Origin of the sequence: Pedobacter sp. 22163 (genome assembly GCF_052045595.1) — a bacterium.
In the GTDB taxonomy this organism is placed as follows: domain Bacteria; phylum Bacteroidota; class Bacteroidia; order Sphingobacteriales; family Sphingobacteriaceae; genus Pedobacter.
In genome coordinates this window covers 33,911-58,730 of record NZ_JBQEPM010000004.1, presented here as the reverse complement: position 1 = coordinate 58,730, position 24,820 = coordinate 33,911, and the positions used below count along the sequence as shown (strand labels likewise).

Below are 24,820 nucleotides of genomic sequence, written 5' to 3'. Positions count from 1 at the left end.
GTCCGAAGTCGGATTTTGTTGCAACAATTAACCAACTTTACAATTAACCCTATAGTGAAAAAATTCTTTCAGCAATATTATAACAATCTATTCCTAAGCGATCGCTTATTTGCAGCTTTAGGCCTCTGCATTGTGCTTTTTTTGTTGAAGTTCTTTTTTGCCTGGCTGGGCGATATCCCTGAAATTGCTACTGGCGCCGTATTTGTTTTATTTTTTATCGATATTTTTATTCTATACCGAAATACCCAAGGGATTGATGCCAAAAGAATTACCGCTAAACGTTTGAGTAATGGCGATGAAAATCCGATACAAATCGAAATCAGAAATGGTTATGGTTTTGGGGTAAACGCCAGGGTGATTGATGAAGTACCTTTTCAGTTTCAACTCCGGGATAAAGATTTTAAACTCCACCTAAAATCCGCTGAAGTAAAATCGATCCACTACAACCTGCGACCTACAAAACGTGGTGAGTATGATTTCGGTTTTATTAGAGCGTACATCAGTTCGCCTCTGGGCTTAATTAACCGCCGTTATAATTTTGATGGCGCCAAGATCCTGCCTGTTTTTCCTTCTTTTATTAACCTTGGTCAATACGAATTGATGGCCGCTTCACGCTATTTAACAGAATTCGGGATCAAAAAAATCAGAAAGGTTGGACAAAGCAGCGAATTTGACCAGATCAAAAATTATGTTGGTGGCGACGATATCCGTACCATTAACTGGAAAGCTACGGCCAGAAAAGGTGGTTTAATGGTGAATACCTATACAGACGAAAAATCGCAGAATATATATTGTGTAATTGATAAATCGCGTGTCATGCGCATGCCTTTTGAAGGATTAAGTCTACTCGATTATGCTATAAATGCAGCCGTTGCACTTTCGAAAGTGGCCATGCTTAAAGAAGATAAAGCAGGTTTAATTACGATATCTGAAAATATCGGCGCTGTTGTACCAGCAGATCGTAAAGCTTCTCAGCTTGGCAGTATCATGAATGTGCTTTACAAAGAAAAAACGAGATACCTTGAAAGTAATCTCGAGGCACTTTATTCCGCGGTACGATCAGTAGTAAAACAAAGGGGCCTTTTGGTTTTCTTTACTAATTTCGAAAGTTTATCGGCACTGCAAAGACAGTTGCCTTACTTAAAGAGGATCGCTAAATACCACTTATTGGTGGTTGTATTTTTCGAAAATACCGAATTAAAAGAATTAAGCACAGCACCTGCAAAAGATGTAGAAGGCATTTACCATAAAACCATTGCTGAGAAATTTATCTACGAGAAAAAACTAATGGTTAAGGAACTCAACAAACATGGCATTTTAGCCATCCTTACCCCTCCCCAAAAACTTACTGTTAATGTAATTAACCAGTATTTAGCATTAAAGGCACAGCAGAGAATTTAGTCATGAGTCCTTAGTCTGTAGTCCAAAGTCGGACTCATGACTGAAGACTAAGGACTTAGGGCTAAACCTACTCCTCTTCCCTAAAATACACCTTGTAAAAGTTCATCGATTTATCATCGTCGTAACCTTTTTCGATCATATCTTTATTGCCATGGATATAAATATGGAAGTTTTTGTCTAGCTTTAACACGCTTTTATAGGCTCGGGCTTGTTTTTTAACAGCAGATTCGGCGATTTCAAAATTATCGGCAATCGGACTTTCATACTCTTGCTCGTAATTCTTCTTATAGTTTTTGAATGATTCAATCCCTTCGGCATTACCAATTACTTCATTACCGAATTCCTCAATATCAAAGGTTTCTTTTTCTTTGAAATACTTCATCGAGCGGTTTAAGAGATCGATTTTATCCGCTTTACTGATTTCGTAATCGTCATCAAGTTTCTGCGTAACGAAGTTTTTATAAACCCCTAAAACATTATTGGTTTGATTATAACTGTCGTTCCTGATTTTCAGTTTCAAAAATTCATCTTTCCAGTAAACAGCAGAATCGTTGCTACTTTTCGATTGATCCAAAACCACAACTTTGTAACCTTCTTCTTTATCAACGTTAAAAATCAGGCAGCCTTTATCCAGTTTATTAATACTGATCGCTTCTTGCTCGTAACTTACATTAAAGCCGTCCTGCTCAGGGTAAACTTTTAGGTAAGTATCTTTTGTTTCGGATTTAAAAACACCAACTACATCCAATTGCTCGCCTTCTATCTGCACCTTTTCAAAATAAGCGACATACAACTCGCCAGATTTAATTTTTGGGTGGTTGGCTACATCGTATAAATGTTTGGCCAGTTGTTGCGAATCTTCGTGAAAAAGTTCGATGTTTTCGAAAATTTCATGAACGAAATGGAATACTTCGTTCAACTCCAGGTTATCGTTAGGGTGATAAAAGCGATAGACTTCATTTACCTTTTCGAAAGGTTTTAAAAAATACTGCATCAACAGGTTTCCCAACACTTCATCATCAATTTTTAAAGGCGCATCAGATAATTTATAATACTCTTCAAGCAATTTATTGCCTGTATGGTGGATAGAAAGTTGCTTAAGCGAAGCCTCGAAAAATGAAATCATGGGCGCAAAAATAGTAAAATCATTGGGTTAACCTTCTCCATCATCCAATCATTCTCTAATTCAATCATTCGCCATTCCATCACTTAAACATTCTATCCTTCACTCATTTCTTAATATAAACCTCAGCCCTCTGCAGAAAACTTTTTTCCTTTAAAGATGCCTCAACCTCATTTATAGCCTTCATTAAGTTATTTTGAGTGTTCGTAATTTCTGCTGTGGCTTTAATAATCACATCCCAAACAGGCTCCATGGTAGAAAGAAGCGCTGTACCCTTTTCTGTGAGCTCAACCAAACGTTTACGGGTATCTACATTATCTTTTTTAGACCGAATCAGTTTCTCCTTCTCCAGTTCTTTCAATAAACTGATGGTAGATGGGTGCGCATAACCAATTTCTTCCGAAAGGGAAACCACGCTCATGGTTGATTTTTTATATAAAGTATAAAGCACAGGGAACCATTTGGGTTGAAAATCAATTCCAAATGCCTTATAAATCAGCAGGCCATCTTTACGGATCTGATCGCTCAGCCTTTGCAAGCGGGTAGAAATAGCCAATAAACCAGACGCATCAATTACATTTTGTTCCATTAAAGAAATTTTAAATCCAGGCTATAAAAAACATTGTCAACAGCCATCCGGGGGAAGTAAACCGGCAAATCTTCTATTGCAACTGATTTAAATCCGTTACGTTCATAAAAACGGCAGGCGGCCTGCAATACGTCTTTTGTACCCAAATATACCTCATTCAGGTTATTATCCTCACAGTAGGCTAGAAGTGTTTTCAATAAAGCTTGCGCAACACCCAAATCTTTCCCTCGGAATTCCTTTTTAACAAACATTTTTCTGATTGCCCCCGATTGATGCTCAGGTACAGCAATTAAGGCAATGGTACCGATCAATTCACCATTTAATTTGGCGCCCCAAAAAGCACCGCCAGAACCATCGTAATTTTTTTCGATATCCAACAAATCTGGCTGAGCTGCCAAATCGATATCTACATTAAATTCTACTTGTTGGATGGGAAGAATTAACCCAATAATCGCTTCACAGAATTGATTATCTAACCGTTCAATTTTAAAGTCGTTTTGCATCGTTAAATTAGTATAAAACAAATATATGTAGCTAACTACATATATTCCAAATGCAAATATCATTTGAACCTCAAATTTTAAGAAGGATCTGATTACTAGAAAGTTATTTTGTGTTCTTTAACTTATTGAGAAAGTCGACAATCTTTTTATCTGCATAATTGGCCACGCCCTCATGCCTGAAAGACAGTCGGCCCTGTTTATCGAAAATAACTGTTGTTGGTAAAGCGCCTGCAAATACTTTTTCAGGAATCTCGCTTTCTACTTTATAAACGGGCATCGCATATTTACGGTCGGACATAAACTTGCCCGATTTCACAAAATCGCCATCTGCATCTGCAAAAATGAAAACAACATGTTTATCATCTTTAAACTGGGTGTATAATTTATTGATCGATGGCATTTCAGCTCTACAGGGAGGACACCAGGTTGCCCAAAAATTAATAAAAATGACTCTTCCTTTTAAATCGCCAAGATTAATCACATTTCCTTTTACATCCTTAAACCGGATTCCGTTAAGGCTCGTTGCAATTTCCTTTGGGATTTCAACTTTTGGCGAGTAAAAACCAATTTCCATTAAACCTCTAATTAAAAATGCTTTTGCATCGGGCACAAAAACAATTACCAAAAGAATAATGACAAATAACGCGTTAAATATATTTTTCCTGATAAACTTCATTAATTGTTCGTTTTACTTATCGTAAATAATAACGAAATGGGTTTGCAATTGGTACTTCAATAATTTATTAGAAGATTTATATCCTTCTTATGTTAAACTATCGATTAAATCGAGTGTCATAACACTATAAATACAATGTTACTTTGTAAATATATATAATTGCTTAGGAATTACTACTTTTGGCCTGTTGAAAAAGCATAAACAAAACATTAAGAAATATTTATCAGCATTTATGCTGATCGTATTTGCTATTGCTTTAACTCCCTGGAGTGTTCTTCACCACCATAACCCTCTTCCTATTATACAGAAAGAGATCAACTGTAAACATGTTAGTCACGTGCAGGCCCATGGCGATACCTGTTTAATCTGTAATGCGAGTTTTGAAAAAAACTACGTACAAACGCACCACATTTATAGAATTTTCTTATCGGCCAAAATTTTTAGCCGAACTGAACCTACCTTAAAGAATGCCTTTACCGAAATAAAGCGCACTTGCTTACGAGGTCCACCTTTAGCCTAACTTTTTCTTTTCAAGCACATCCGCGCTTAATCAAATTATTTATTTGAGAAACTAAAACTAGCTTCATTTAGCTATTGCTTTGGTTTTTCTATCATTTTTATTTACTACAACACATGAAAAAATTACAGCTTATTGGCTTGGTAATTCTATATACATTATTAAGCAGCACTGTTTTTGCTGCCACTTTAAAGAATATAACAGGTAAGGTTATTGATGCCAGCACCAAACAAACGTTGCCAGGCGCAACCATTTTCATCCCTGATTTAAAAGTTTCAGCAGTAACCAACAATGAAGGAGAATTTACGTTGAATAACCTTCCATCAAAAGGAAGTTATCTGGTTGAGGTACACTATGTAGGCTATAAAACCGCTACGCAAGTGGTAAACTTTGCCAGTGCAGCTGGATTAGCGTTTTCTTTACAACCTACTGCAATAGAAACAAAAGAGATTGTAATTACCGGAAGCCTGATCAGCAGTACCAGCAAAAGAAATAGTGCTTCTTCTGCAGTAATTGGCAAGGATCAGCTTTTACAGCCTTCAACAAATTTAATTGATGCGTTAACTAAAATACCTGGTGTATCGCAGATTACTACTGGCCCATCTATTTCTAAGCCTGTAATCAGAGGCTTGGGTTACAACAGAATTGTAACTTTAGATGATGGGATAAAACAACAAGGCCAGCAATGGGGCGATGAGCACGGCATTGAAATTGACCAGTTTAAATCAGACCGCATTGAAGTTTTACGCGGTGCAGCATCGTTAATGTATGGTTCTGATGCGCTTGGTGGTGTAATTAACCTATTAGAGCCAAGTACCGCACCCGAAGGCCAGATTAAAGGTGAATTTATTACCAATTATTCTACAAATAATGGCCTTACCGCTAACTCGTTAATGTTAAATGGTAACGAAAACGGGTTTGTTTGGAGGGCCCGCGGAACGTATAAAAATGCTTACTCTTTTAAAACACCAACAGGTTATTTCCCTAATTCGGGCTTTAACGAAACCGATTTAAGTGGTATGGTAGGTTTAAATAAAAGCTGGGGTTATACCCACTTAAATGTTTCGAATTTTCATAACAATATTGGCTTTTATGAGCCCACTTTAGATGACAATGGAAATTTTGTAAAAGAAGACGGCAGTGCTTTTACCAACGATGATTATAAAAACCGTACTTTAGAATACCCTCGTCAGGATATCAGGCACTTTAAAATCGCTTTAAACAATAATTTCATTGTCGGTAACGGTAATTTGAAGGCTGATTTCGGCTATCAACAAAACCAACGCCGTGAGTTAGATGGACCAGATCCTGCCCTATTCTTCGATCTTAAAACTTACAATGCAGACCTGAAATACTATATACATGAAACCAATGGATGGCAGCCCGTTTTTGGTGTAAGTGTAGATGATGCACATAGCCAAAATAAAGGAACAGAATTTTTAATTCCAGCCTATGATACTTTTGGCTTAGGTATTTTTGCTTTTGCCAAGAAAAACTGGGAGAACAATACATTTAGCATCGGTGCACGTTATGATTTCAGAAAAAACAACGGAAAGCAATTGTTTGATGACGGAGAAGAGCTTTTTGCACCTTTCAAAAATAAGTTTTCCAATGTAAGCGGCGCATTGGGTTTTACACACCAATTTAACGAAGAATGGAATTTTAAAGCCAATGTGGGTTCTGCATTCCGCGCACCGAATCCAGCAGAGTTAGGCTCAAACGGCGTACACGAAGGTACATTTAGATATGAAATAGGTAACTCGGCCTTAAGTCCTGAGCGCAGTTACCAGGTAGATGCAGCTTTAGAATATGAAGGAAAAATTGTAAGCGCAAGTGCAAGTGTTTATAACAATTACATCCACAATTATATTTACGCTTCCAACAATGGCGAACAAAGAGAGGTTGATGGCACACTTTTCGACGTTTACCGTTATGGACAGGTAAACGCCAACCTTTATGGTGCAGAAGCCAGTTTAACCATCCACCCTGTTCCGTTTATCCACTTCGAGAATACCTTTGGATATGTTCATGCACAGAATAACACGTTAAACAGGCCGCTTTCATTTATTCCCGCAGGAACTTTAAGAAACGAATTGCGTTTTGAGCCTAAACTTAAAGGAACAAATGATGCCTACCTATCTGTGGGTATTAACTCGGCATTTAAACAAACACGTGTAGATGATGTTTTCGAAACGCCGACCAGCGGTTATACACTATTAAACGCAGGTATTGGTGCTACATTTAATTTAGGCAAACAGCCAATCAAACTATCTGTTTCGGCCAACAACTTGCTGGATCAGAAATACTATGATGCTTTAAGTAGATTTAAACCAGGCCGTTTTGATCAGGAGAATCCTAATTTAGGTGTTTACAATGCAGGCAGAAATATCACTTTCGGATTGTATGTTCCTTTTACCCTGGTAAAATAACTAACAAATCCGTCATTGCGAGGCACGAAGTAATCTAATAAAGGCAAATTAATAGCTAAATAGACTTACTTTGTGCTTTGCAATTAATACCATATTATTTATTTGGAAAGCAATGACAGTAGCTTTTAGCTTGGCTCCGGTCCCGCTAATGTTCCTGCCCCGATAGAAAAAACCGGGGCATCCACTTATATCGGGTTTAGGTAGATTGGATTGAGGTACTATGTGCCAGCCACATCATAATTGATTAAAAGGACAAAGCCGGCATTTGCCGGCTTTGTCCTTTTTTTTGGAAACCTATGATCATTTCTTAACCACTTCCCTCTTAGCCCTAACATATTGGTTTGGCCATTCGGTTTTATCGCCAAGTACTTGCGCCGCGTGTGTAGGAAAATAAGCATCACGTAACGATTCGCGGGCAATAAAAATCAAATCAGCTTTTTCCTGTTCTAAAATTTCTTCCGCCTGCTGTGCTTCTACAATCACGCCTACTGCACCGGTATAAATGCCAATTTCATTTCTGATCTTATCAGCAAAAGGAACCTGGTAATTTGGTCCCGCAGGGATAAATGCATCAGGTACATTCCCGCCCGATGAGGTATCAATCAAATCTACACCGCGATCTTTTAACACGGCTGCCAATTGTAACGAGTCATTCTCGTTCCAGCCACCTTCCGTCCAATCCGTTGCAGAAATGCGAACAAATAAAGGCAAGTTTTCTGGCCATACCGATTGTACAGCCTCAACCACATCGATTACCAAACGAATACGGTTTTCGAAACTTCCGCCATAAACATCTGTACGTTTATTGCTCAGCGGACTAAAAAACTGATGCAGTAAATAACCATGCGCAGCATGTATTTCTACAACTTTATAGCCTGCATCCAATGCACGTTTAGCAGCTGCTCGGAAAGCAAAAACAATGTCCTGAATCTCTGATATCGTTAATTCATGTGGTTCAACCTGTCCCGGCTTAAAAGAAATCGGAGATGGCGCAACTGGTTTCCAGCTATTTTCACCAGCAGCAATTTGTTCGCCACCTTTCCAGGGCACTTCACAACTGGCTTTTCTACCTGCATGTGCCAACTGGATACCTGCAATTGCCCCATTATCATGGATAAACGAAACAATCTGTTTTAATTTAGTTACATGTTCATCTTTCCAGATGCCCAAATCGGCATAGGTAATTCTTCCATCGGCAGTTACTGCAGAAGCTTCCTGGATAATTAAACCTGCACCACCAACGGCACGGCTTCCTAAATGCACCAAGTGCCAATCGGTTGCAAAACCATCAATAGCCGAATACTGGCACATTGGCGAGATAACAATTCTATTTTTTAAGGTTACATCCTTTATCGTAAAAGGAGAAAATAATTTAGACATATCTTGTTTGTTTAACCGCAAAGGACACAAAGTTTTTTCGCAAAGAAATCGAAGATCTTAACCTCTGTGTCCTTTGCGTATTCCTTCTTTTCTTTGCGGTTGAAGTTTAAAAACCTGCGTGCGCTAATTCGCTATTGATAAACTGAATCTCTTCAGTGTTCAATTTTACGTTTATAGCCTCAGCATTCTGAACGGCTTGTTTTTCATTTCTGGCGCCAACCAACGCAATGGTAATACCTGGTCGTTCAACCGTCCAACGCAAAACCAGCTGAGATAGGGTAGCATTTTTCTCATCGGCCAACGGTTTTATTTTAGTCAAAAATGCATTTGTTTTTTCGATGCTTTCTGGTAAGAAAAATTTATTCCCCTGACGGTGATCGCCTTCTTCGAATTTATAATCGGCGGTCATTTTTCCGGTTAACAAACCGCGCTCCATCGGACTATAAGCCAAAACCGATTTATTTTTTTCAATGCAAAAAGGAACAATTTCATCTTCTACACCACGGTTTACCATACTAAATGGAATCTGATTAGAAATAATTTCTAAAGTTTGATCTGCTTCTTTTAATTGTGCTACATTATAATTGCATACGCCCGCATAACGAACTTTACCCTGTTCAATTAACTTGTTCACTGCTTCGAAAGTTTCGCTGATCGGTGTGGTTACATCTGGCCAGTGGATCTGGTAAAGATCGATATAATCGGTACCCAGACGTTTTAAGGATTGTTCACATTCATAAATTACGCTCTCTTTACCTGCGTATTTATAGATATCGATTTCCTTCCCATCGTTATTTTTACTCTTAAAGCCGAAATCGCCTTTGGCCAGATCCCAACGCATTCCGAATTTGGTTACCAGTTGTAATTTATCGCGCGAGATACCTTTTATTGCATCGCCCACAATTTCTTCACTATCGCCCTGACCATAAATTGGAGCGGTATCGATTGATGTAACCCCTAAATCGTAACCTGCTTTAATTGCATTAATCGCATCGTTTCTATCCGTACTTCCCCACATCCATCCACCGGCTGCCCAGGCGCCAAAAGTGATTACCGAAAGTTCCAAATCTGAGTTTCCTATTTTTCTGTATTCCATAATTATTTTTTAATGATTTTATCAACCGCATAACTATTATGCGGCAAGTAAGCAAGTAGTACCGATAAAAATGCCACATGGATGAATTGAGAAGGCAATGCCTCCCAATTCTCAATTACTGTTGTTCCGAAAATCAGCACTAAAGAAATCATTCCAGCAAATAATAATCCTTGCCTTGTAAATAATCCTAATATAATCATTAGCCCTGCTATAAATTCGGCGAATGGCAAAATATAACTGAAGGGGATGACCAATGCATCTGGTAAATACGATTTAGAAAATTGTCCTACCATCCAATGGCTAAAACCAGCCAGCTTAGGCAAACGCACTAAACCATGCCCAAAAAAACTCAATCCTATTGCCAAGCGGCCAAGTAAATATGCCCATTTTGTATCCATAATATATCGATATACTACAAACATACAATCTCAACATTAAGGATGTTTTAATGCAACAATTATTAGACTGACATTTTACCTTCCTGTGGCGGATAACACGGAGCTATCGGCCTGAAAACGCCCACCGCTATTCGCTTACCGCTGAACTTTTTTCTATAAAAATTTGGATATCATCAAACAACAACATACATTAGTGTATTATTTAACTAATACAGTAGATATGATAAACATTAACAATCTTAATTTTGGCTACAGCAAGCATAAGCCATTATTTAAAAATATGAGCATGCGATTGAGCAATGGTCATATTTACGGTTTGCTTGGAAAAAATGGTGCAGGCAAATCGAGCTTATTAAAAAACCTGGCCGGTTTGGTATATGCACAGAGCGGTACATTGGATGTAATGGGTTTTAACCCTGCCAAGAGACAACCAGCACTATTGGAGCAGATTTGTTTTATACCTGAAGAATTCTATTTACCATCGGTAAAAATTGATGTCTATCTGAAAGCAAACGCTCCATTTTATAAAAATTTTGATCACAGTTATTTTACTGATCTGATTAAAGAATTCGATATTCCCGTTGAACAGAAGCTCATCAACATGAGTTACGGACAGAAGAAAAAAGTAATTATCGCCTTTGGTCTGGCTACACAGGCCAAGCTGATCATTATGGACGAACCTACCAACGGATTGGATATTCCTTCTAAAACCCAGTTCAGAAAAATTATGGCTTCAGCGATGACAGATGAACGCTGCATTATCATTTCTACCCATCAGGTGAGGGATCTGGATAACCTGATAGACACGGTGATTATGCTTGATGAGAACGATATCGCCCTTAAAGCTACGGTAGAAGAAATTACAGCAAAATTAACATTCAAAAAGGTTAAGGAAATTGATGACAGTATTATTTACGCTGAACCTTCCCTCTCAGGCTATAACGCGGTAATGCCAAACTACCACCAGGAAGAAAGCAAGTTGGACATGGAACTTCTTTTTAATGCCATACTTGCAGAAAAAATCAAATTTAAACCTTTATTCAGTTAAGCCATGAACAACACATTTAATATTAATCGATTTGGCTTATTGCTTAAAAGACAATGGCTTGATTTTGGGAAAATTTACCTCATCAGTCTAGTAGTGTTATTGGGAATTGTTGTGGGATTTTATAGCTATAGTATACCCTCACCATTTAAAGACAATAATTTTGACTATGACGGCAACCTTGATATGCGTTTCCGCTACCCTCTTTTCCTGATTTTGGGATTTGTTTTTATCAGCATCGTAGCCAGTAGCTATTTTAATATCCTCGGACAGAAATCAAGGGCGATTCTAGAACTGATGACACCCGCTTCAGTATTCGAAAAATTTCTGGCAGGTGTAGTTTACACTGCAATAATAAGTTTGTTTAGCTATCTGTTGATCTTTTATTTAACAGATTTGGCCTTTGTAAAATACCTGAACAGCCACCTTGGCGCCTTTAAAGGCCTCTTGCCTAAAAACGGGGCCGTTAGAGAAGTTGAAACGATTACTTATCAGGTATTTAATGATGAAGGCTATAGAAAATATTGCGGCTACTTTTTCGCATTCCCCTTTCTCATTACCAGCCTGTTCCTTTTAGGATCTGTCTACTTTAATCGTTTTCACTACATCAAAACGGCGCTTTCGGTGATGGTTTTTATCGGCCTGGCTTCTTACCTGGTGGTTAAACTTTCGATATGGTTAATGGAGGGTAAAGTTGCTAATCATCATAATTTTAGAAAAGAAGATAAAGACTGGGTTTTGCTAACAATTTTATTGGTAACAAGCATCATCACTTTAATTATCTGGACGATTACTTACATCCGTCTTAAAGAAAAAGAGGTTTAATTAAAAGGTATAGATATGGAATTTAGAGATAACAAGGCAATATACCTTCAAATAGCAGAATATGTTTGTGAACATATCCTGCTAGGAAAATGGAAAGCCGATGAAAAAGTACCCTCGGTGCGGGAGCTGGCCATAGAAATGGAGGTAAACCCCAATACAGTAATGCGTACCTACGAATTGCTACAAAATAAAAGCATTATCAACAACAAAAGGGGAATAGGCTTTTTCATTAGCAGTGATGCCATTGAGCATGTGAAAAGCTATAGAAAAGTGTTATTTATGGATGATGAGCTTCCCGTAGTATTCAGGAACATTTATTTATTAAATATTGGCTTTGATGAACTGAAAAGCAAATACGAAACATTTGTAAAAGAAAATTATAACGCTTAAAAATATGAAAACAAGCAATAAATTATTAATCAGCTTGGCTGTGCTATTAATTATTATACCGATCATAGTTGTCGGCATAAATATAAAGCTGAATTACAAGGAAAGAGGAATTGAAGACTCTTACCTTGGAACACAACAAATCAATAATGAAACTTTTGAACAAAAATCGAAAGAAAGGGTTAGCTTTCCATTGCAATCGCCTTTCAATGCGGTTCAGATTAAAGACGCAAAGGGTTTTAGTGTACAACTTTTTGTAAAAGAAGATAACAAGTATGGACTTAAGATTCAAGAAAAGTTTAAAAATGATTTAAAGTATGAAGTAGATGCAAACGGCGTACTTCAACTATCGATTAAAAATTTTAGCGAAGATAATGGCGTTGAAAAAATTGTTATTGTGATTTATTGCCCTAAAATCAACAGGGTTTCAGTTGCAAATTCATTCATTTTAGAATTTAGTGCCCATACTGACTCTTTAACACTAAATGTAGACCATAGTGAAAGTTTATTTTTATCAGGTAACATTACCAACAACGATTCCAAAGGGAAAGTTATCAGTGTAATTAACCCAACCAAAATCGGAAAACTCTTCCTGAACCTAAATAGCACCACTTTTCATGGTTATACAAATGCTTTTAAAGATCTGCATGTTACAGCAAATAAATCAGCGATCGAAATTGGGAATGAAGATGAGAACAAAGAATTCCCTTTTGATAACCTGAATATCAAAACAACGGATACATCGAGCGTAAAATTACAAAACGTTAAAGTGAAAACCTTTACTGGCGATTTTTCTGATGCTACAACCCTGCAGATTCCAACACCACTGCTTAAGAAATTGTTTAAGAAATAATTTATAAGGCTGTATCATAAATTCAAATTCAAGCCTGTCACGTTGAGCTTGTCGAAACGTTTGATCAAAAGTACTTAAACAGTTCCTTCGACAAGCTCAGGATCACAACTCTATATTTATGATACGCCTATTTTTTACGATTTAATGTATTTACAACCACCTTTTATTCCTCTTGTGTAAAAAGGGCATGATTTTTAAGCTAACTAATTGGCAAAAGTTTAACTTGGGCCAATTAGCTTTTTAGTTTTTACATCATTACCAATCATGAAGAGATATTTTCTTTTATTTGCCCTCAGCCTGTTCGTTTTTAGCCATGTACATGCACAAAAAATAGACACCCTATCTATCACCCTTGATAACGTTAAATACCCGTATCCGGTTAAATATTTTCCTATTAATACCGAAGGACAAGATATTAAAATGGCCTATATGGATGTTGCACCAACCGCAGCAGCCAACGGAAAAACAGCCATCCTTTTCCATGGAAAAAATTTTGGAGGTTATTACTGGGGCAATGTAATTAAAGCCTTAACCAATATCGGTTACCGGGTTATCGTACCTGATCAAATCGGCTTTGGGAAATCATCTAAAGCATTTATCCATTACAGTTTCCACCAAATGGCTACCTGGAATAAAAGGCTTCTAGATACCTTAGGCGTTCAAAAAACCGTAGTTTTAGGTCATAGTATGGGTGGTATGCTGGCTACACGTTTTGCTTTGATGTACCCGGAAGCAACTGAAAAACTCTTGCTCGAAAATCCGATCGGGCTCGAAGATTATAAAACTTTCATTCCTTACATCACCACTGCACAACAGTACCAAACGGAACTTAAAACCACAGCTGAGAGCGTAAGAAAGTATTACCAAGGCTCTTACTTTACGTATTGGAAACCAGAATATGAATACCTGGTGAGTATTGCGGGCGGGGTAACCAATAGTTCCGATTACCCGCGCTGGGCTAAAGTAGCAGCACTAACTTATACCATGATTTATGAACAGCCCGTAGTATACGAATTTCAGAACTTAAAGGTACCTACCGTTTTATTTATTGGTAAGGAAGACAAAACCATTGTCGGTAAAGGCCTGCTTACACCTGATCAACAGGCTTTACACGGGCAATATAAACTTTTAGGAAAGCAGACTGCAGCCAAAATTATCGGCGCTAAAATTATCGAATTTGATGCCTGTGGGCATATTCCGCATATCGAAATTCCGACGGAATTTCTGGTGGCGCTAACTGGTAGTTTGTAGTTTTCTATCAGACCTTATAGGTTTTTGAAACCTATAAGGTCTACAACAGTAAATCTAATTAACCTCTTTCCCTACAATTTTATTAATGCCCTGCATTTCGAAATCGATGTCTTGCCCCATCGATTTCATTTTACCATACAGCTCTACACGGAGGTGGCTGTTAAGTACAATTCCGGTTTTCATATCGAGTGAGGTTTCTCCAGAGTTGGTTCCTTGTAAATCAGTTTCCATTTTGTTGCCCATCACTTCAAAATTCCCCTTTGATATGAGGGTACCTTTTACGCTCAGTATGGCAATGCCATCTTTTACCTCTTTCAATGTGTATTGTGTAATTGTTTCAATCGGCATACTCATCTGCATCTTGGTATCAACCGTCCAGCTGTCGCCTATTTTAACAGGTTTGTCAGGGTAAATTTTAAATGATGATTCCATGGTTTGTTTCACCACCTCGTTGCTAAATTGTTTACTTAAAGCATTTTTAATCTGTTTAACCTCACTGGTATCCTTAGTCATCCTCGCTGCCATATTATCGAGCATTTTATCTATACCAGCAACGGTTTTAATGCCACCATTAGGGGTTACAGTCATGTAAAAAGATGCGCCTTTTAAACCGCTAAAAGGATTCTTTTTAGTACTATCCTGATCATCAGAATTAAGGGTCATGGTATTACCCATCGCAACTGATTTCATGGAAATTCTGTTGTATATTACTTTCACATCCTTTTCGCCACTATGGCCTTCGGTAATATCAAAAGTATAATCTGTCCCTATACTTTGTGTTAAATGTACATCGCGGCCAGCAATTTTCTGGTTAATGATCTGTTCGGAAGTGAGCGTAAAATCATACTTATAGCCTGTTGGATAATTTTGTCTTAACACATAGTTTTTTTGTGCAAAGGCACTTATAGAGACCAGGCTCCAGAAGATTATTGTAAATATTTTTATTTGATAATTGACCATTTTAACCTGCAGGCTGTTGCGCAAAAATGCGGCTTAACTGAAAATATAATTCCGGATGTTTATCCCTTAACTGTTCAGGTTTTTCAAAGAAATATTCAGAAACCACAGCAAAAAATTCTGCCTGATTGGTGATGGCATATGGATTAATATCCGATTTATTGTCTTCAATTTTTTCCATTTCCTCATGCATCATCTTAATCCAGGGCAAAGTATATTCATGCGCAATTAAATTCTCCGGAACACCATCTGTTGCGCCATCAGATTTATCCAAAAGGTGTACAAATTCGTGGATAGCCGTATTTTCTTTCCCGGCACTTTTAGAAAAACCATGTCGCAAGGCCGAGCGTGATAAAATCATCTGTCCATTCATATAACCTGTACCAACCATTCCCATAATATTCCTTTCGCCACCTTCAAACTGAAAATCTTTATTAAAAGTATCCGGATACAGTAAAACGCTGGTTAAGTTTTTGTATTGCCAATCGTCGAAACCGAAAATGGGAATAACTGCGCTCGAGGCAATCAGCAATTCATCTAATGTTGTCATTTCTAAACCAACCCCTTCTATCTTAACTGTGCTGAAAAACGCGGCCACTTTCTGCTCAAATCTAAGCTTATCGGTCGAATCGAGATTATGGTAGTATCCTACATAATCATCCAGTATCTTTTTGTCTACATCCGTTAAAGGTTCAACAGTAACCTTCTTTTTTTTAAGGATGAGATAAAGGGCAATTAGAAAAATAGGGATTAAGTAGGCAAGTGGAAGCGAGTTCATAAGTGGGATTACACAGATTAATGTGATTACAGGGATTTAGGGTGATTACACGAATTTAACAGATGGCACATATAAGGGTTAGCTTTCGATAATTTCTAATTGGATCAAAACATCCTCGCGTGTAACCGGATAAGGTTTATTATTATTTATTGCTTGATAAACGGCTTCGAAAAGAGGCAAATAGCTTCCTACTTCTGATGGGATTGTCTCCTCAGTTTTATGGCCTTCAGCATCAATGGTTGTTAATAAACCGTCTTTACTTGCTGGCTCAATACCGTAACCCGGATCGGTTAATTTCATCCCCGCCAGCAACTGTTCTTCCTGAATATCGGTTCTTTGTTTAATGAAACTTCCATTTACGCCATGTAAAACAAATCCTGCCTGTGGGTTTACCACCAACATGCTCGAAGTAACAAAAACATACAAACTATTAGGGTAACTCAGTTGGATCGAGAAATAATCGTCGACCAAAGTACCTACTCTATTTTTACCCAGAATTTTATGGTAACTCAATGGTTTGCCAAACAGGCAGATTACCTGGTCTAACAGGTGCGGGCCTAAATCGTATAAAAGTCCGCTGGCCTCTACCGGGTTTTCTTTAAATGCCTTCGGTCCAATTACATTACGGTAGCGATCGTAACGCAAGTGCATTTCGTTCAATTTGCCTAATTTACCGCTTTCTATTACTTTTTTAACCGAGGTAAAATCACTGTCCCAACGGCGGTTCTGGTAGAAAAAGATTTGTTTGCCTACACTATCGGCAAGCTCAAAAAGTTCCTTTGCCTGCGCAGCTGTTGCCGTAAATGGTTTTTCAACCAGAACATGCTTATGCTTAGTTAATGCCGCTTTCGAATGCTCATAATGAAGATTATTGGGCGTATTAATAACAACCAATTCTATTTCGGCATCATTTAAAAGCTCATCAACACTATCATAACTTGTAATATTTGGGTAATCATTAACTGCATTTTTATGGCTGCGTTCTACTATAGCCTTTAAATTGAAGCCACTATGTGCCTGTAAAAAAGGAGCATGAAAAACCGTCCCTGACATGCCATAAGCTAATAAACCGGCATTAATTGTTTTATTGATATTCGTATCCATAGGTTATAAATGTAGCTAAAAATACAATTACGATTCAAGCTTTAATGTTAAAACAGCAAAGCTTTTACTTATGCCTTACACCTTTTTACATTATCTTTGCAAGATATGAAGCCGTCGGAGATTAATGCCAAGTGGAAAGTTTTACAGGAAAAGATTTCAAAGGAATTTGATTCGGATTTTCCTGATTTAAAAGTAATGCTTTTTCTAATTGGCGTTCAGGAATTGGGCAAAGGACCAAAGAAATACAGTAAACGCCAAAAAGAGGAACTGATGCACATTGCCACCTGCCGTTTATTGAGCGAAATGGGCTTTTATGAGCTAGAAGGCTTAGATCAGGATGGCTGGCCACATTGGAAGTTAATAAAAGCGATACCTCCCTATACCATGCTTGAGCAGGAAATGCTGATGAAATCGCTCGTGGTAAGTTATTTTGAAGATATTTATTCTTAAATTCTATCGTGCTGTCAGATATTGCCATCTGACAGATTTCTAACATCGTGGTGTTGGATGTTACCATCCGACACAAATCTATTCAAAGATTTATTTCAAGATTTGGCAAGCAAGGTCATTTGCTTTTTTTAATGTCAGCCGGCTTTTCGCGGTATCTCCCAATCCGATGAAGAATCGGGATCGGGAGGATGTCGCTTCAATCCCGTTTAGAGCATTCAGTTTGTGCAAGTATTTGGGGCTACAGGACAGTTAGAAAACTTCGCAAGCCTGGCCCAGCACCGAATCCAGGTTAACTAAACCTGATAGAAACGGAAAGCCCATAACGCAGTGGAGGCTTGAAGTGCATAGCAGGGCTTTCGGAACCGATGTGCACAGGAACCTGATTTTCAAAAAAAAGACTAATTTATTATCTGGTGTCAGATGTTACCATCTGACACCACAACTAACTCTGCAAGAAAAACTTACGAAGTCTATCAGACTCCCAGCCCAAGCCGACTTCGTAAGTTTCACACGGCAACAAAAAACCCCAGTGGATGTACACTGGGGCTGGATTTATAATGACCTCATAGGTAGAGGGAAATTGCGATATTATCCTTGTTTTTGTGCTGTCGCTTTTAATGCATCGTTAGCAACGATTACAATCTCAACACGACGGTTTGCTGCACGGCCAGCATCAGTTTCGTTATCTGCAATTGGCTCGGCAAAACCTTTACCAATGGTAACTAACCTTGTTGAAGGCACACCTTGAGAAACGGCATAAGCTTTAACTGCTGCTGCTCTTCTTTCTGATAAGCCCATGTTATATTGTTCTGTACCGCGGCTATCAGTATGACCGATAATTTTGATATCAGTATCAGGATATTGATTTAATGAAGAAGCTAAACTCTGGATATTTGTTTTAGCTGCATCCTTTAAAGCCGTTTTATCGAAGTCGAATAAAATACCACTGTCGAATTTTACAATAATTCCTTCACCTTCACGAATAACTTCTGCATTAGGAATAGCTTTCTGAATTTCTGCTGCCTGTCTGTCCATTCTACGGCCGATAAAAGCACCTGCTGTACCGCCAATAGCACCACCAATTAAGGCGCCTACTGCTGTATTACCGGCTTTTTTACCGATCAATGCACCAATAACACCACCAGCTGCAGCACCAATACCAGCTCCTTTTTGTGTTTTAGTTAAACTATCACAACTTTGGAATGCCATCGAACCCACTGCTAACCCTATACTTAATGTTGCTATTCTTACTTTTGAAATACTCATAATAATCTAGATTTATAATTTCTACTCCTTATATTCAAACACAATGCCAAAAAGTTACTGAACTGTATTTTCTATCTGTTTTGCCCAAATTTTACCCTAAATAAAAATTATACGCACAAAAAAAAGAGTCCCGAATAATGTAGACTCTTTGATAATGTATCATTCTTAGTACAAAAACTAAGCAGAGAAATAACTCTCCAACTCCTTCAATGTATTTTCATCTGTTTTAAAATCTTTAATTATCTGCCCTTTTTCAACCAAAATGATCCTGTTACAAACGTCGGTAACGTGATTTAAATCGTGACTGGAAATAAAGGTAGTCATGTTGCCTGTTTGCTCCTTCAACAGTTTCTTTAAACGGATCTGTGTTGTTGGATCGAGGTTGGCAAAAGGCTCATCCAAAATTAAGATTTCTGGCTTCTGCATCAGGGCAGCCGCAATTCCTACTTTATTCTGGTTTCCTTTACTAAAATCGCGGATGTACTTTCCACTGTTTAATATTTCGCCATTAAAGAACTCACCATATTGGCTCAGGTATGCTGAAACGTCAGCCACACTTAAGTTATTCAAACTGCCAATAAAAATAAAATATTCCTCAGGGGTTAAATAATCAATCAGAAAACCTTCATCCAAAAATGATGCAGTATAATTCTTCCAGTTATCGTTGTGCATTACATTTTCACCTTTTGATAAAACCTCGCCATTAGTTGGGCGGATTAAATCTAAAAGCATCCGGAAGAAAGTGGTTTTACCAGCACCGTTATTCCCAACCAAGCCAACAGTTTCACCAACAGCAATCTGCAAATCTTCGATGTTTACAACGGTTTTATCGCCATAAACTTTTTGTAAATTCTTAACTTCTAAAATCATAATTATTCTCTAAAGCCTTCGGCTATTTTATAACGTTGTAATTCTAATCTTTTTGCAATGTAATTAACCCAAAAGCTCCTTAATAATAACATGGCCAGACCAAAAACAGATACGGCAACCAAACCCCAGTAAGGTTTGTTGAGCATGCCAAACGGCACATAAATTAATATTGGCGTAAGTGCATAAGGAAACATTAACAACCATTGTGTAGCTCCCGTGCCCTGGTAGTTAAAACTTGCCGCTTTGGTAATATCTAATCTTTTATAGTTTAATGTAGCAAGATAGAGCACCACTACGGTACCAAAACCAATGTTGTATAAATAGGCTGCCAGGTGTAAGAGCAATAACTTCGGACTTAAAAACCCGTAAAAACTCGCCAGTAAGGTAATAATGGTACAGCCTATGGTAAAAAGTAAAAATTTAGCCCTGATGTAATCTTTAAAATTGATTTTATTGGCTAATATCCCGTCAAAATGGGCACTTTGCCATGCAAACATAAACTGGCCATAAATAATGATCGAAACCCCTGTCATAAAAATAGCACCAAACATCATTTGTCCGAAAGCATCGCGATCTATTGCTTTTTCTTTATAAAAAATAAAGCCGTAGAACAGGAAGAAGAACCCAAGAATAACCGAAGAACGAGGACGTTTGTGGCGAAGGATTAGTTTGAGTTCCAAGGCTGCGAGTTCACCAACTTTACCAAAGCGGTTAAGGAAAGCATAGTCGGTACTTCCTTTTTTCTCTTGCTTTGTACTTAATTCTTCAACGTATAAATTTTTACGCAAGAAATTAGAATTGAAGTAAAAAACACCAAAGGCAGCAATTGTAAATACAAAACCATATAAAGGCTGTGCAGCGATGGCCCTGAATACCACATCAGAACCTGCCATGATTGAAATAACCTTATAATATTCTAAAGCAGCAAAGGCTGCAATAACAACCAGGCCTAAAAAGGTATAAAGTGTATTGGTGATCGATTTCCGCTTGATGTACAACACCAGATAGTTATTAAAAATCATGATCGAAAATATAGAAACGATATACATAATTGTAACCAGGGCTCCGTACTCAACAGAAATTTTAATGAAACAAAAAGGCAGAAAAATAAAGAATGGCCAGATATTAAATGCCGAGAATAATGCCTTAACATTTAAAAAATTAATAATCTTACTCTTCTGGATCTTTAGGTGCAAATAAGGAATAATACTAAGGGTTGGTAGCTCCTGAAACTGCATACGCATGATAAAATCGAATGCAAAATAATAGAGGATAATGCCGTTAAAGCTTGTTAGAATGTTTTGATCTGGAAAAATTTTCGGAAGAAAAATACTCATGCCAAAGCCTATCCCAACGGCTACTGCAAAGAAGTAGAGCATAAAAAAACCCAAAACAATCTGGCCAGCAATACTACTGCCTCTGTTTCGCGAACGCCAGAAAGATTTTCTTTGATGGCTTAAAAAAGTACTCAGCATATTTAGTTTAGGTGTTTGATTTTAGTCAATATACTTATTAGTATGCATTAGGCAGAAAATGTTACACTAATATTTGTATTTGTCTTTCCAGTTCTGCTTAAGCTTTTCACGCAACTTCTCTTCTGCAGGGTTTTTCCCTGGATCGTATAGTTTAGTGCCGCTTAATTCTTCTGGAAAATATTCTTGCGGTGAAAAATTGCCTTCATATCCGTGCGAATATTGGTAATCTTTTCCATAACCGATATTTTTCATCAGTTTGGTCGGTGCATTACGGATATGCAAAGGCACGGGCAAATTTCCGGTCTGCTTAACCAAAGCCTGTGCTTTATTAATAGCCTCATAAGATGCATTGCTTTTAGGCGAACTGGCCAGATAGGTTACACACTGCGATAAAATAATCCGCGCCTCCGGATAACCGATTACATTTACTGCAGTAAAACAATTATTGGCCAAAAGCAGGGCATTGGGGTTGGCATTGCCAATATCTTCTGAAGACAAGATCAGTAACCTACGGGCAATGAACAACGGATCTTCACCTCCTTCTATCATCCGGGCCAGCCAATAAACGGCGGCATTGGGATCGCTACCACGGATGGATTTAATAAAAGCCGAAATGATGTCGTAGTGTTGTTCTCCGGCTTTATCGTATAACGCAAGGTTCTGTTGTGCATGCGCCAGCACATTTTCGTTGGTGAGTACAATTTTATTTCCACCAATGCCATTAATGGCAATTTCGAGCACGTTTAACAATTTCCGCGCATCACCACCCGATAAACGGATCAATGCTTCGTGCTCTTTTATAGTAATCTTCTTCTCTGAAAGAATGTTATCTTTTTTAATGGCTGTTTCCAATAAACCCGCTAACTCCGTTTCGGTTAACGATTTTAAAATATAAACCTGGCAACGGGAAAGTAAAGCGGAGATTACCTCGAAAGATGGATTTTCGGTTGTTGCACCAATTAAGGTGACCAAACCTCTTTCTACTGCACCTAACAAACTATCTTGTTGCGACTTACTAAAACGGTGAATCTCATCGATAAACAGAATGGGCAAGCCTAAAAAACTATCCTTCAGCTGTGCAGCCCTGTCGATTACGTCCCGAATATCCTTCACACCACTGTTAATGGCGCTTAAGTTAAAAAACGGACGATCTAATGCCTGCGAAATGATATAGGCCAAAGTTGTTTTACCCACACCTGGAGGTCCCCAAAAAATCATGGAAGGAAGCTGACTGCTTTCGATCGCTTTGCGTAAAACCGCACCTTCTCCAACTAAATGCTGTTGACCAACATATTCATCGAGATTTTGAGGGCGCATACGTTCGGCTAAAGGAGGCAGGTTTTGCATAATGGTAAATATATAAAAATTGATTATTTTGTTTGTCGATAATTTACTAACCAAATATTGAAAGCATAACTGTTTTAAAACAAAAGGACGAATGCTTAGTTCTAATTTATTATTATGGACATTAAAAACTTAGATCACCTTGTACTAACGGTTGCCAATTTAGAAAGCACCTGCAGGTTTTACAGCCTTGCCCTGGGAATGGAAATTATTGAATTTGGCGAAAACAGAAAAGCCTTGAAATTTGGGAATCAGAAAATTAACCTGCACCAATACGGAAGTGAGTTTGAACCAAAAGCTTTCAAACCTATGCCCGGAACAGCCGATCTATGTTTTATTACCGATTTCCCCTTGCGCGAGGTGATGCAGGAACTTAAAGAAAAATGCATCGAAATTGAGGAAGGGCCTGTAGAACGCACCGGCGCCAATGGGAAAATTATCTCCATTTACCTCCGCGACCCGGATATGAATTTGATTGAGGTGAGTAATTATTTGTAGTTTGACGTCACCCTGACCTGAAGCGCAGCGGAAAGCTACGCTGTAAATTCATTTCAGGGCTTTATCTTTCATGGTAGATGATGAAATAAATCATTCATCCTCGTTTTCAAAGAGGACGGCAGAGAAAGGCAATTTTATCACCATTTAGTTTGCTTACCTCTCATACAATGCATATCTCGATAATCCTGTTACAACCAGGACTATTTAAGCTTTTTGCCACGGAAGCACTGATTGACATATAGAAAAAAGTCGTCCTTTAGATTTGTTTTGATATTTTATTTAATGATACCAAGTATTTACTTTGCTTACATTATAAATCAGATTACCTAAAACGGTAGCGGCACATTAAAGTTCGTCAAGGTTTTTATACCTATGAGATGATGCAATCCGCTACCGTTTTTTCCCTTAGTGACCAGATAACAATTAGGGCAATACCCATTATTAAGGACTAGGATCGATGGGGTAAAAATTAGGTAACCATTACAAACATAAAAAATAACAGGATGATTGCCACTACAAAATTTTTTATCGGGATTGATGTTTCCAAACCCCACTTCGATGTTGCATTGATGGCCGTTGTGAACCATGTAAAACAGGAGATAGCAACCGCACGGTTTGACAACACAGCGGCAGGGATAAAGTTATTTGAGAAGTGGTTGAAATCGCAGAAAACCACATTCAATGAGGACTCCTTGATTGTCATGGAAAATACCGGGATCTATCACCGTTTAATATGGACTTTCTGCAGCAACATAAATCTGCCCATCCATATTGGCAATGCAGCCCATATCAAATGGAGCTTTGGGATAGCAAGGGGTAAAAATGATAAAATAGATAGTATACGTTTATGCAACTATGCATTTAAGGAAGCGGATGATCTAAAGGCGACAGCTGCCCTAGATCCCGAGCTGATGCTCCTGAAAGATCTGATATCAGCGAGGACAAAGCTGCTCAAACAAAGGTCTGGCATCAGCGTTTCGGTAAAAGAACTTGGCAATGTCAATGGTAAAGAACATCAGAAGCTGATTGAAAAAGCACTTAAAAATGCAATTGAGGGTATAGCCAGGTCAATCAAGAACCTCGAAGATCAGATCAAAAAAATTATCACAGGAAACCAGGATTTCAAGCAGAACTACAAATTATTGCTCAGTATACCTGGGATAGGACATGTTACCGCAGTATACCTGATTGGCTGCACTGGAAATTTTGCAGGTCGGCCCAGTGGAAAAGAGCTGGCCTGTTATGCAGGGGTTGTACCATTTGAACACAGTAGCGGTATAAGTATCAAAGGTAAAACCAGGGTACACCGGATGGCCAATAAAGAGCTTAAAAGATTGCTGCATATGTGTGCATTATCTCTAATTCAACATAATCAGGAATTCAAAATATATTACAATAGAAAAAAGAATGAAGGGAAGCACAGCATGAGCATAATTAATGCCGTTAGAAACAAGATAGCATTAAGAGTTGCTGCAGTTATAAAAAATCAGACCAGCTATAAAAATAATTATAATATAGCTGCTTAAAATTTGTTTTTATCATAACAATCATCTCGACTGAAGCACAGTCCCGAACGTTCGGGAGAGATATCTATCTAGCTAGATT

24 protein-coding genes are annotated in these 24,820 nt (G+C 38.0%); 10 read left to right on the top strand and 14 right to left on the bottom strand.

From position 1 onward, the window contains the following. Positions 1-54: 54 nt before the first annotated feature. Positions 55-1,401, top strand: a complete 1,347-nt coding sequence (locus ACTJKN_RS11355) for a DUF58 domain-containing protein (RefSeq protein ID WP_440825053.1) — start codon at positions 55-57, stop codon at positions 1,399-1,401. A gap of 67 nt (positions 1,402-1,468) precedes the next feature. Here ACTJKN_RS11355 and ACTJKN_RS11350 read toward each other — a convergent pair whose 3' ends face one another. The 4 genes from ACTJKN_RS11350 to ACTJKN_RS11335 form a co-directional block, all read right to left on the bottom strand. Beyond that, the gene (locus tag ACTJKN_RS11350; RefSeq protein WP_440825052.1) at positions 1,469-2,527 is read right to left on the bottom strand and encodes a nucleoid-associated protein; all 1,059 of its coding nucleotides are present in this window, start codon (positions 2,525-2,527) and stop codon (positions 1,469-1,471) included. A 103-nt stretch (positions 2,528-2,630) separates the two neighbouring features. Continuing rightward, the gene (locus ACTJKN_RS11345; protein ID WP_440825050.1) at positions 2,631-3,113 is read right to left on the bottom strand and encodes a MarR family transcriptional regulator; all 483 of its coding nucleotides are present in this window, start codon (positions 3,111-3,113) and stop codon (positions 2,631-2,633) included. Further along, the gene (locus tag ACTJKN_RS11340) at positions 3,113-3,616 is read right to left on the bottom strand and encodes a GNAT family N-acetyltransferase (RefSeq protein WP_440825048.1); all 504 of its coding nucleotides are present in this window, start codon (positions 3,614-3,616) and stop codon (positions 3,113-3,115) included. The genes ACTJKN_RS11345 and ACTJKN_RS11340 overlap by 1 nt, the downstream gene beginning before the upstream one ends. A gap of 103 nt (positions 3,617-3,719) precedes the next feature. Then, positions 3,720-4,292: a TlpA family protein disulfide reductase gene (locus ACTJKN_RS11335; protein WP_440825046.1), complete on the bottom strand. Its 573-nt coding sequence runs from the start codon at positions 4,290-4,292 to the stop codon at positions 3,720-3,722. A gap of 633 nt (positions 4,293-4,925) precedes the next feature. On the opposite strand from ACTJKN_RS11335, the gene ACTJKN_RS11330 reads away from it, so the two are divergent. Then, entirely contained in the window at positions 4,926-7,238 is a 2,313-nt protein-coding gene (locus tag ACTJKN_RS11330) for a TonB-dependent receptor (RefSeq protein WP_440825045.1), read from the top strand. 300 nt (positions 7,239-7,538) lie between these two features. Here the strand turns inward: ACTJKN_RS11330 and ACTJKN_RS11325 are convergent, their stop codons facing one another. The 3 genes from ACTJKN_RS11325 to ACTJKN_RS11315 all read right to left on the bottom strand — a co-directional run bounded on the left by ACTJKN_RS11325 (position 7,539) and on the right by ACTJKN_RS11315 (position 10,112). Further along, positions 7,539-8,618, bottom strand: a complete 1,080-nt coding sequence (locus tag ACTJKN_RS11325) for an NADH:flavin oxidoreductase/NADH oxidase (protein WP_440825043.1) — start codon at positions 8,616-8,618, stop codon at positions 7,539-7,541. Between the two features lie 106 nt (positions 8,619-8,724). Next, positions 8,725-9,714, bottom strand: a complete 990-nt coding sequence (locus ACTJKN_RS11320; RefSeq protein ID WP_440825041.1) for an aldo/keto reductase — start codon at positions 9,712-9,714, stop codon at positions 8,725-8,727. Positions 9,715-9,716: 2 nt separating this feature from the next. Further along, positions 9,717-10,112, bottom strand: coding sequence for a DoxX family protein (locus tag ACTJKN_RS11315; RefSeq protein WP_440825039.1), 396 nt, complete (start codon positions 10,110-10,112; stop codon positions 9,717-9,719). Between the two features lie 220 nt (positions 10,113-10,332). Here ACTJKN_RS11315 and ACTJKN_RS11310 point away from each other — a divergent pair, with 220 nt between their 5' ends. From ACTJKN_RS11310 to ACTJKN_RS11290, 5 genes are all read left to right on the top strand, one after another. Further along, positions 10,333-11,160 carry an ABC transporter ATP-binding protein gene (locus tag ACTJKN_RS11310; RefSeq protein ID WP_440825037.1) on the top strand — a complete coding sequence of 276 codons (828 nt, stop codon included), beginning with the start codon at positions 10,333-10,335 and terminating at the stop codon, positions 11,158-11,160. A gap of 3 nt (positions 11,161-11,163) precedes the next feature. Further along, positions 11,164-11,982: a hypothetical protein gene (locus ACTJKN_RS11305; RefSeq protein ID WP_440825035.1), complete on the top strand. Its 819-nt coding sequence runs from the start codon at positions 11,164-11,166 to the stop codon at positions 11,980-11,982. Between the two features lie 15 nt (positions 11,983-11,997). Further along, positions 11,998-12,372, top strand: coding sequence for a GntR family transcriptional regulator (locus tag ACTJKN_RS11300; protein ID WP_440825033.1), 375 nt, complete (start codon positions 11,998-12,000; stop codon positions 12,370-12,372). Positions 12,373-12,376: 4 nt separating this feature from the next. After that, a complete protein-coding gene (locus tag ACTJKN_RS11295; RefSeq protein WP_440825032.1) occupies positions 12,377-13,222 on the top strand; it encodes a hypothetical protein in 846 nt (281 codons plus the stop codon). Between the two features lie 264 nt (positions 13,223-13,486). Beyond that, the gene (locus tag ACTJKN_RS11290) at positions 13,487-14,473 is read left to right on the top strand and encodes an alpha/beta fold hydrolase (RefSeq protein WP_440825031.1); all 987 of its coding nucleotides are present in this window, start codon (positions 13,487-13,489) and stop codon (positions 14,471-14,473) included. A 54-nt stretch (positions 14,474-14,527) separates the two neighbouring features. Here ACTJKN_RS11290 and ACTJKN_RS11285 read toward each other — a convergent pair whose 3' ends face one another. The 3 genes from ACTJKN_RS11285 to ACTJKN_RS11275 all read right to left on the bottom strand — a co-directional run bounded on the left by ACTJKN_RS11285 (position 14,528) and on the right by ACTJKN_RS11275 (position 17,312). Next, on the bottom strand, positions 14,528-15,352 hold the full coding sequence (locus ACTJKN_RS11285) for a DUF6263 family protein (RefSeq protein WP_440825029.1): 825 nt from the start codon (positions 15,350-15,352) through the stop codon (positions 14,528-14,530). 82 nt (positions 15,353-15,434) lie between these two features. Continuing rightward, a complete protein-coding gene (locus ACTJKN_RS11280) occupies positions 15,435-16,208 on the bottom strand; it encodes a zinc-dependent peptidase (RefSeq protein WP_440825027.1) in 774 nt (257 codons plus the stop codon). 78 nt (positions 16,209-16,286) lie between these two features. After that, positions 16,287-17,312, bottom strand: a complete 1,026-nt coding sequence (locus tag ACTJKN_RS11275; RefSeq protein ID WP_440825025.1) for a Gfo/Idh/MocA family oxidoreductase — start codon at positions 17,310-17,312, stop codon at positions 16,287-16,289. A gap of 105 nt (positions 17,313-17,417) precedes the next feature. On the opposite strand from ACTJKN_RS11275, the gene ACTJKN_RS11270 reads away from it, so the two are divergent. Further along, positions 17,418-17,762 carry a hypothetical protein gene (locus tag ACTJKN_RS11270; protein ID WP_131028267.1) on the top strand — a complete coding sequence of 115 codons (345 nt, stop codon included), beginning with the start codon at positions 17,418-17,420 and terminating at the stop codon, positions 17,760-17,762. Between the two features lie 588 nt (positions 17,763-18,350). Here the strand turns inward: ACTJKN_RS11270 and ACTJKN_RS11265 are convergent. From ACTJKN_RS11265 to ACTJKN_RS11250, 4 genes are all read right to left on the bottom strand, one after another. Continuing rightward, positions 18,351-19,028, bottom strand: coding sequence for an OmpA family protein (locus ACTJKN_RS11265; RefSeq protein ID WP_208745766.1), 678 nt, complete (start codon positions 19,026-19,028; stop codon positions 18,351-18,353). 177 nt (positions 19,029-19,205) lie between these two features. After that, complete coding sequence (locus ACTJKN_RS11260; RefSeq protein WP_440825022.1) at positions 19,206-19,898, bottom strand: ABC transporter ATP-binding protein; 693 nt, start codon at positions 19,896-19,898, stop codon at positions 19,206-19,208. Positions 19,899-19,900: 2 nt separating this feature from the next. Continuing rightward, positions 19,901-21,373 carry a DUF5687 family protein gene (locus ACTJKN_RS11255; RefSeq protein WP_440825020.1) on the bottom strand — a complete coding sequence of 491 codons (1,473 nt, stop codon included), beginning with the start codon at positions 21,371-21,373 and terminating at the stop codon, positions 19,901-19,903. Positions 21,374-21,439: 66 nt separating this feature from the next. Then, on the bottom strand, positions 21,440-22,720 hold the full coding sequence (locus ACTJKN_RS11250) for a replication-associated recombination protein A (protein ID WP_440825018.1): 1,281 nt from the start codon (positions 22,718-22,720) through the stop codon (positions 21,440-21,442). Between the two features lie 114 nt (positions 22,721-22,834). On the opposite strand from ACTJKN_RS11250, the gene ACTJKN_RS11245 reads away from it, so the two are divergent. Both ACTJKN_RS11245 and ACTJKN_RS11240 read left to right on the top strand, forming a co-directional pair. Beyond that, positions 22,835-23,215 (top strand): VOC family protein, encoded by a 381-nt coding sequence (locus ACTJKN_RS11245; protein WP_025141902.1) that lies wholly within the window; start codon positions 22,835-22,837, stop codon positions 23,213-23,215. 503 nt (positions 23,216-23,718) lie between these two features. Further along, complete coding sequence (locus ACTJKN_RS11240; protein ID WP_440825015.1) at positions 23,719-24,741, top strand: IS110 family transposase; 1,023 nt, start codon at positions 23,719-23,721, stop codon at positions 24,739-24,741. The last annotated feature ends 79 nt before the right edge of the window (positions 24,742-24,820 follow it).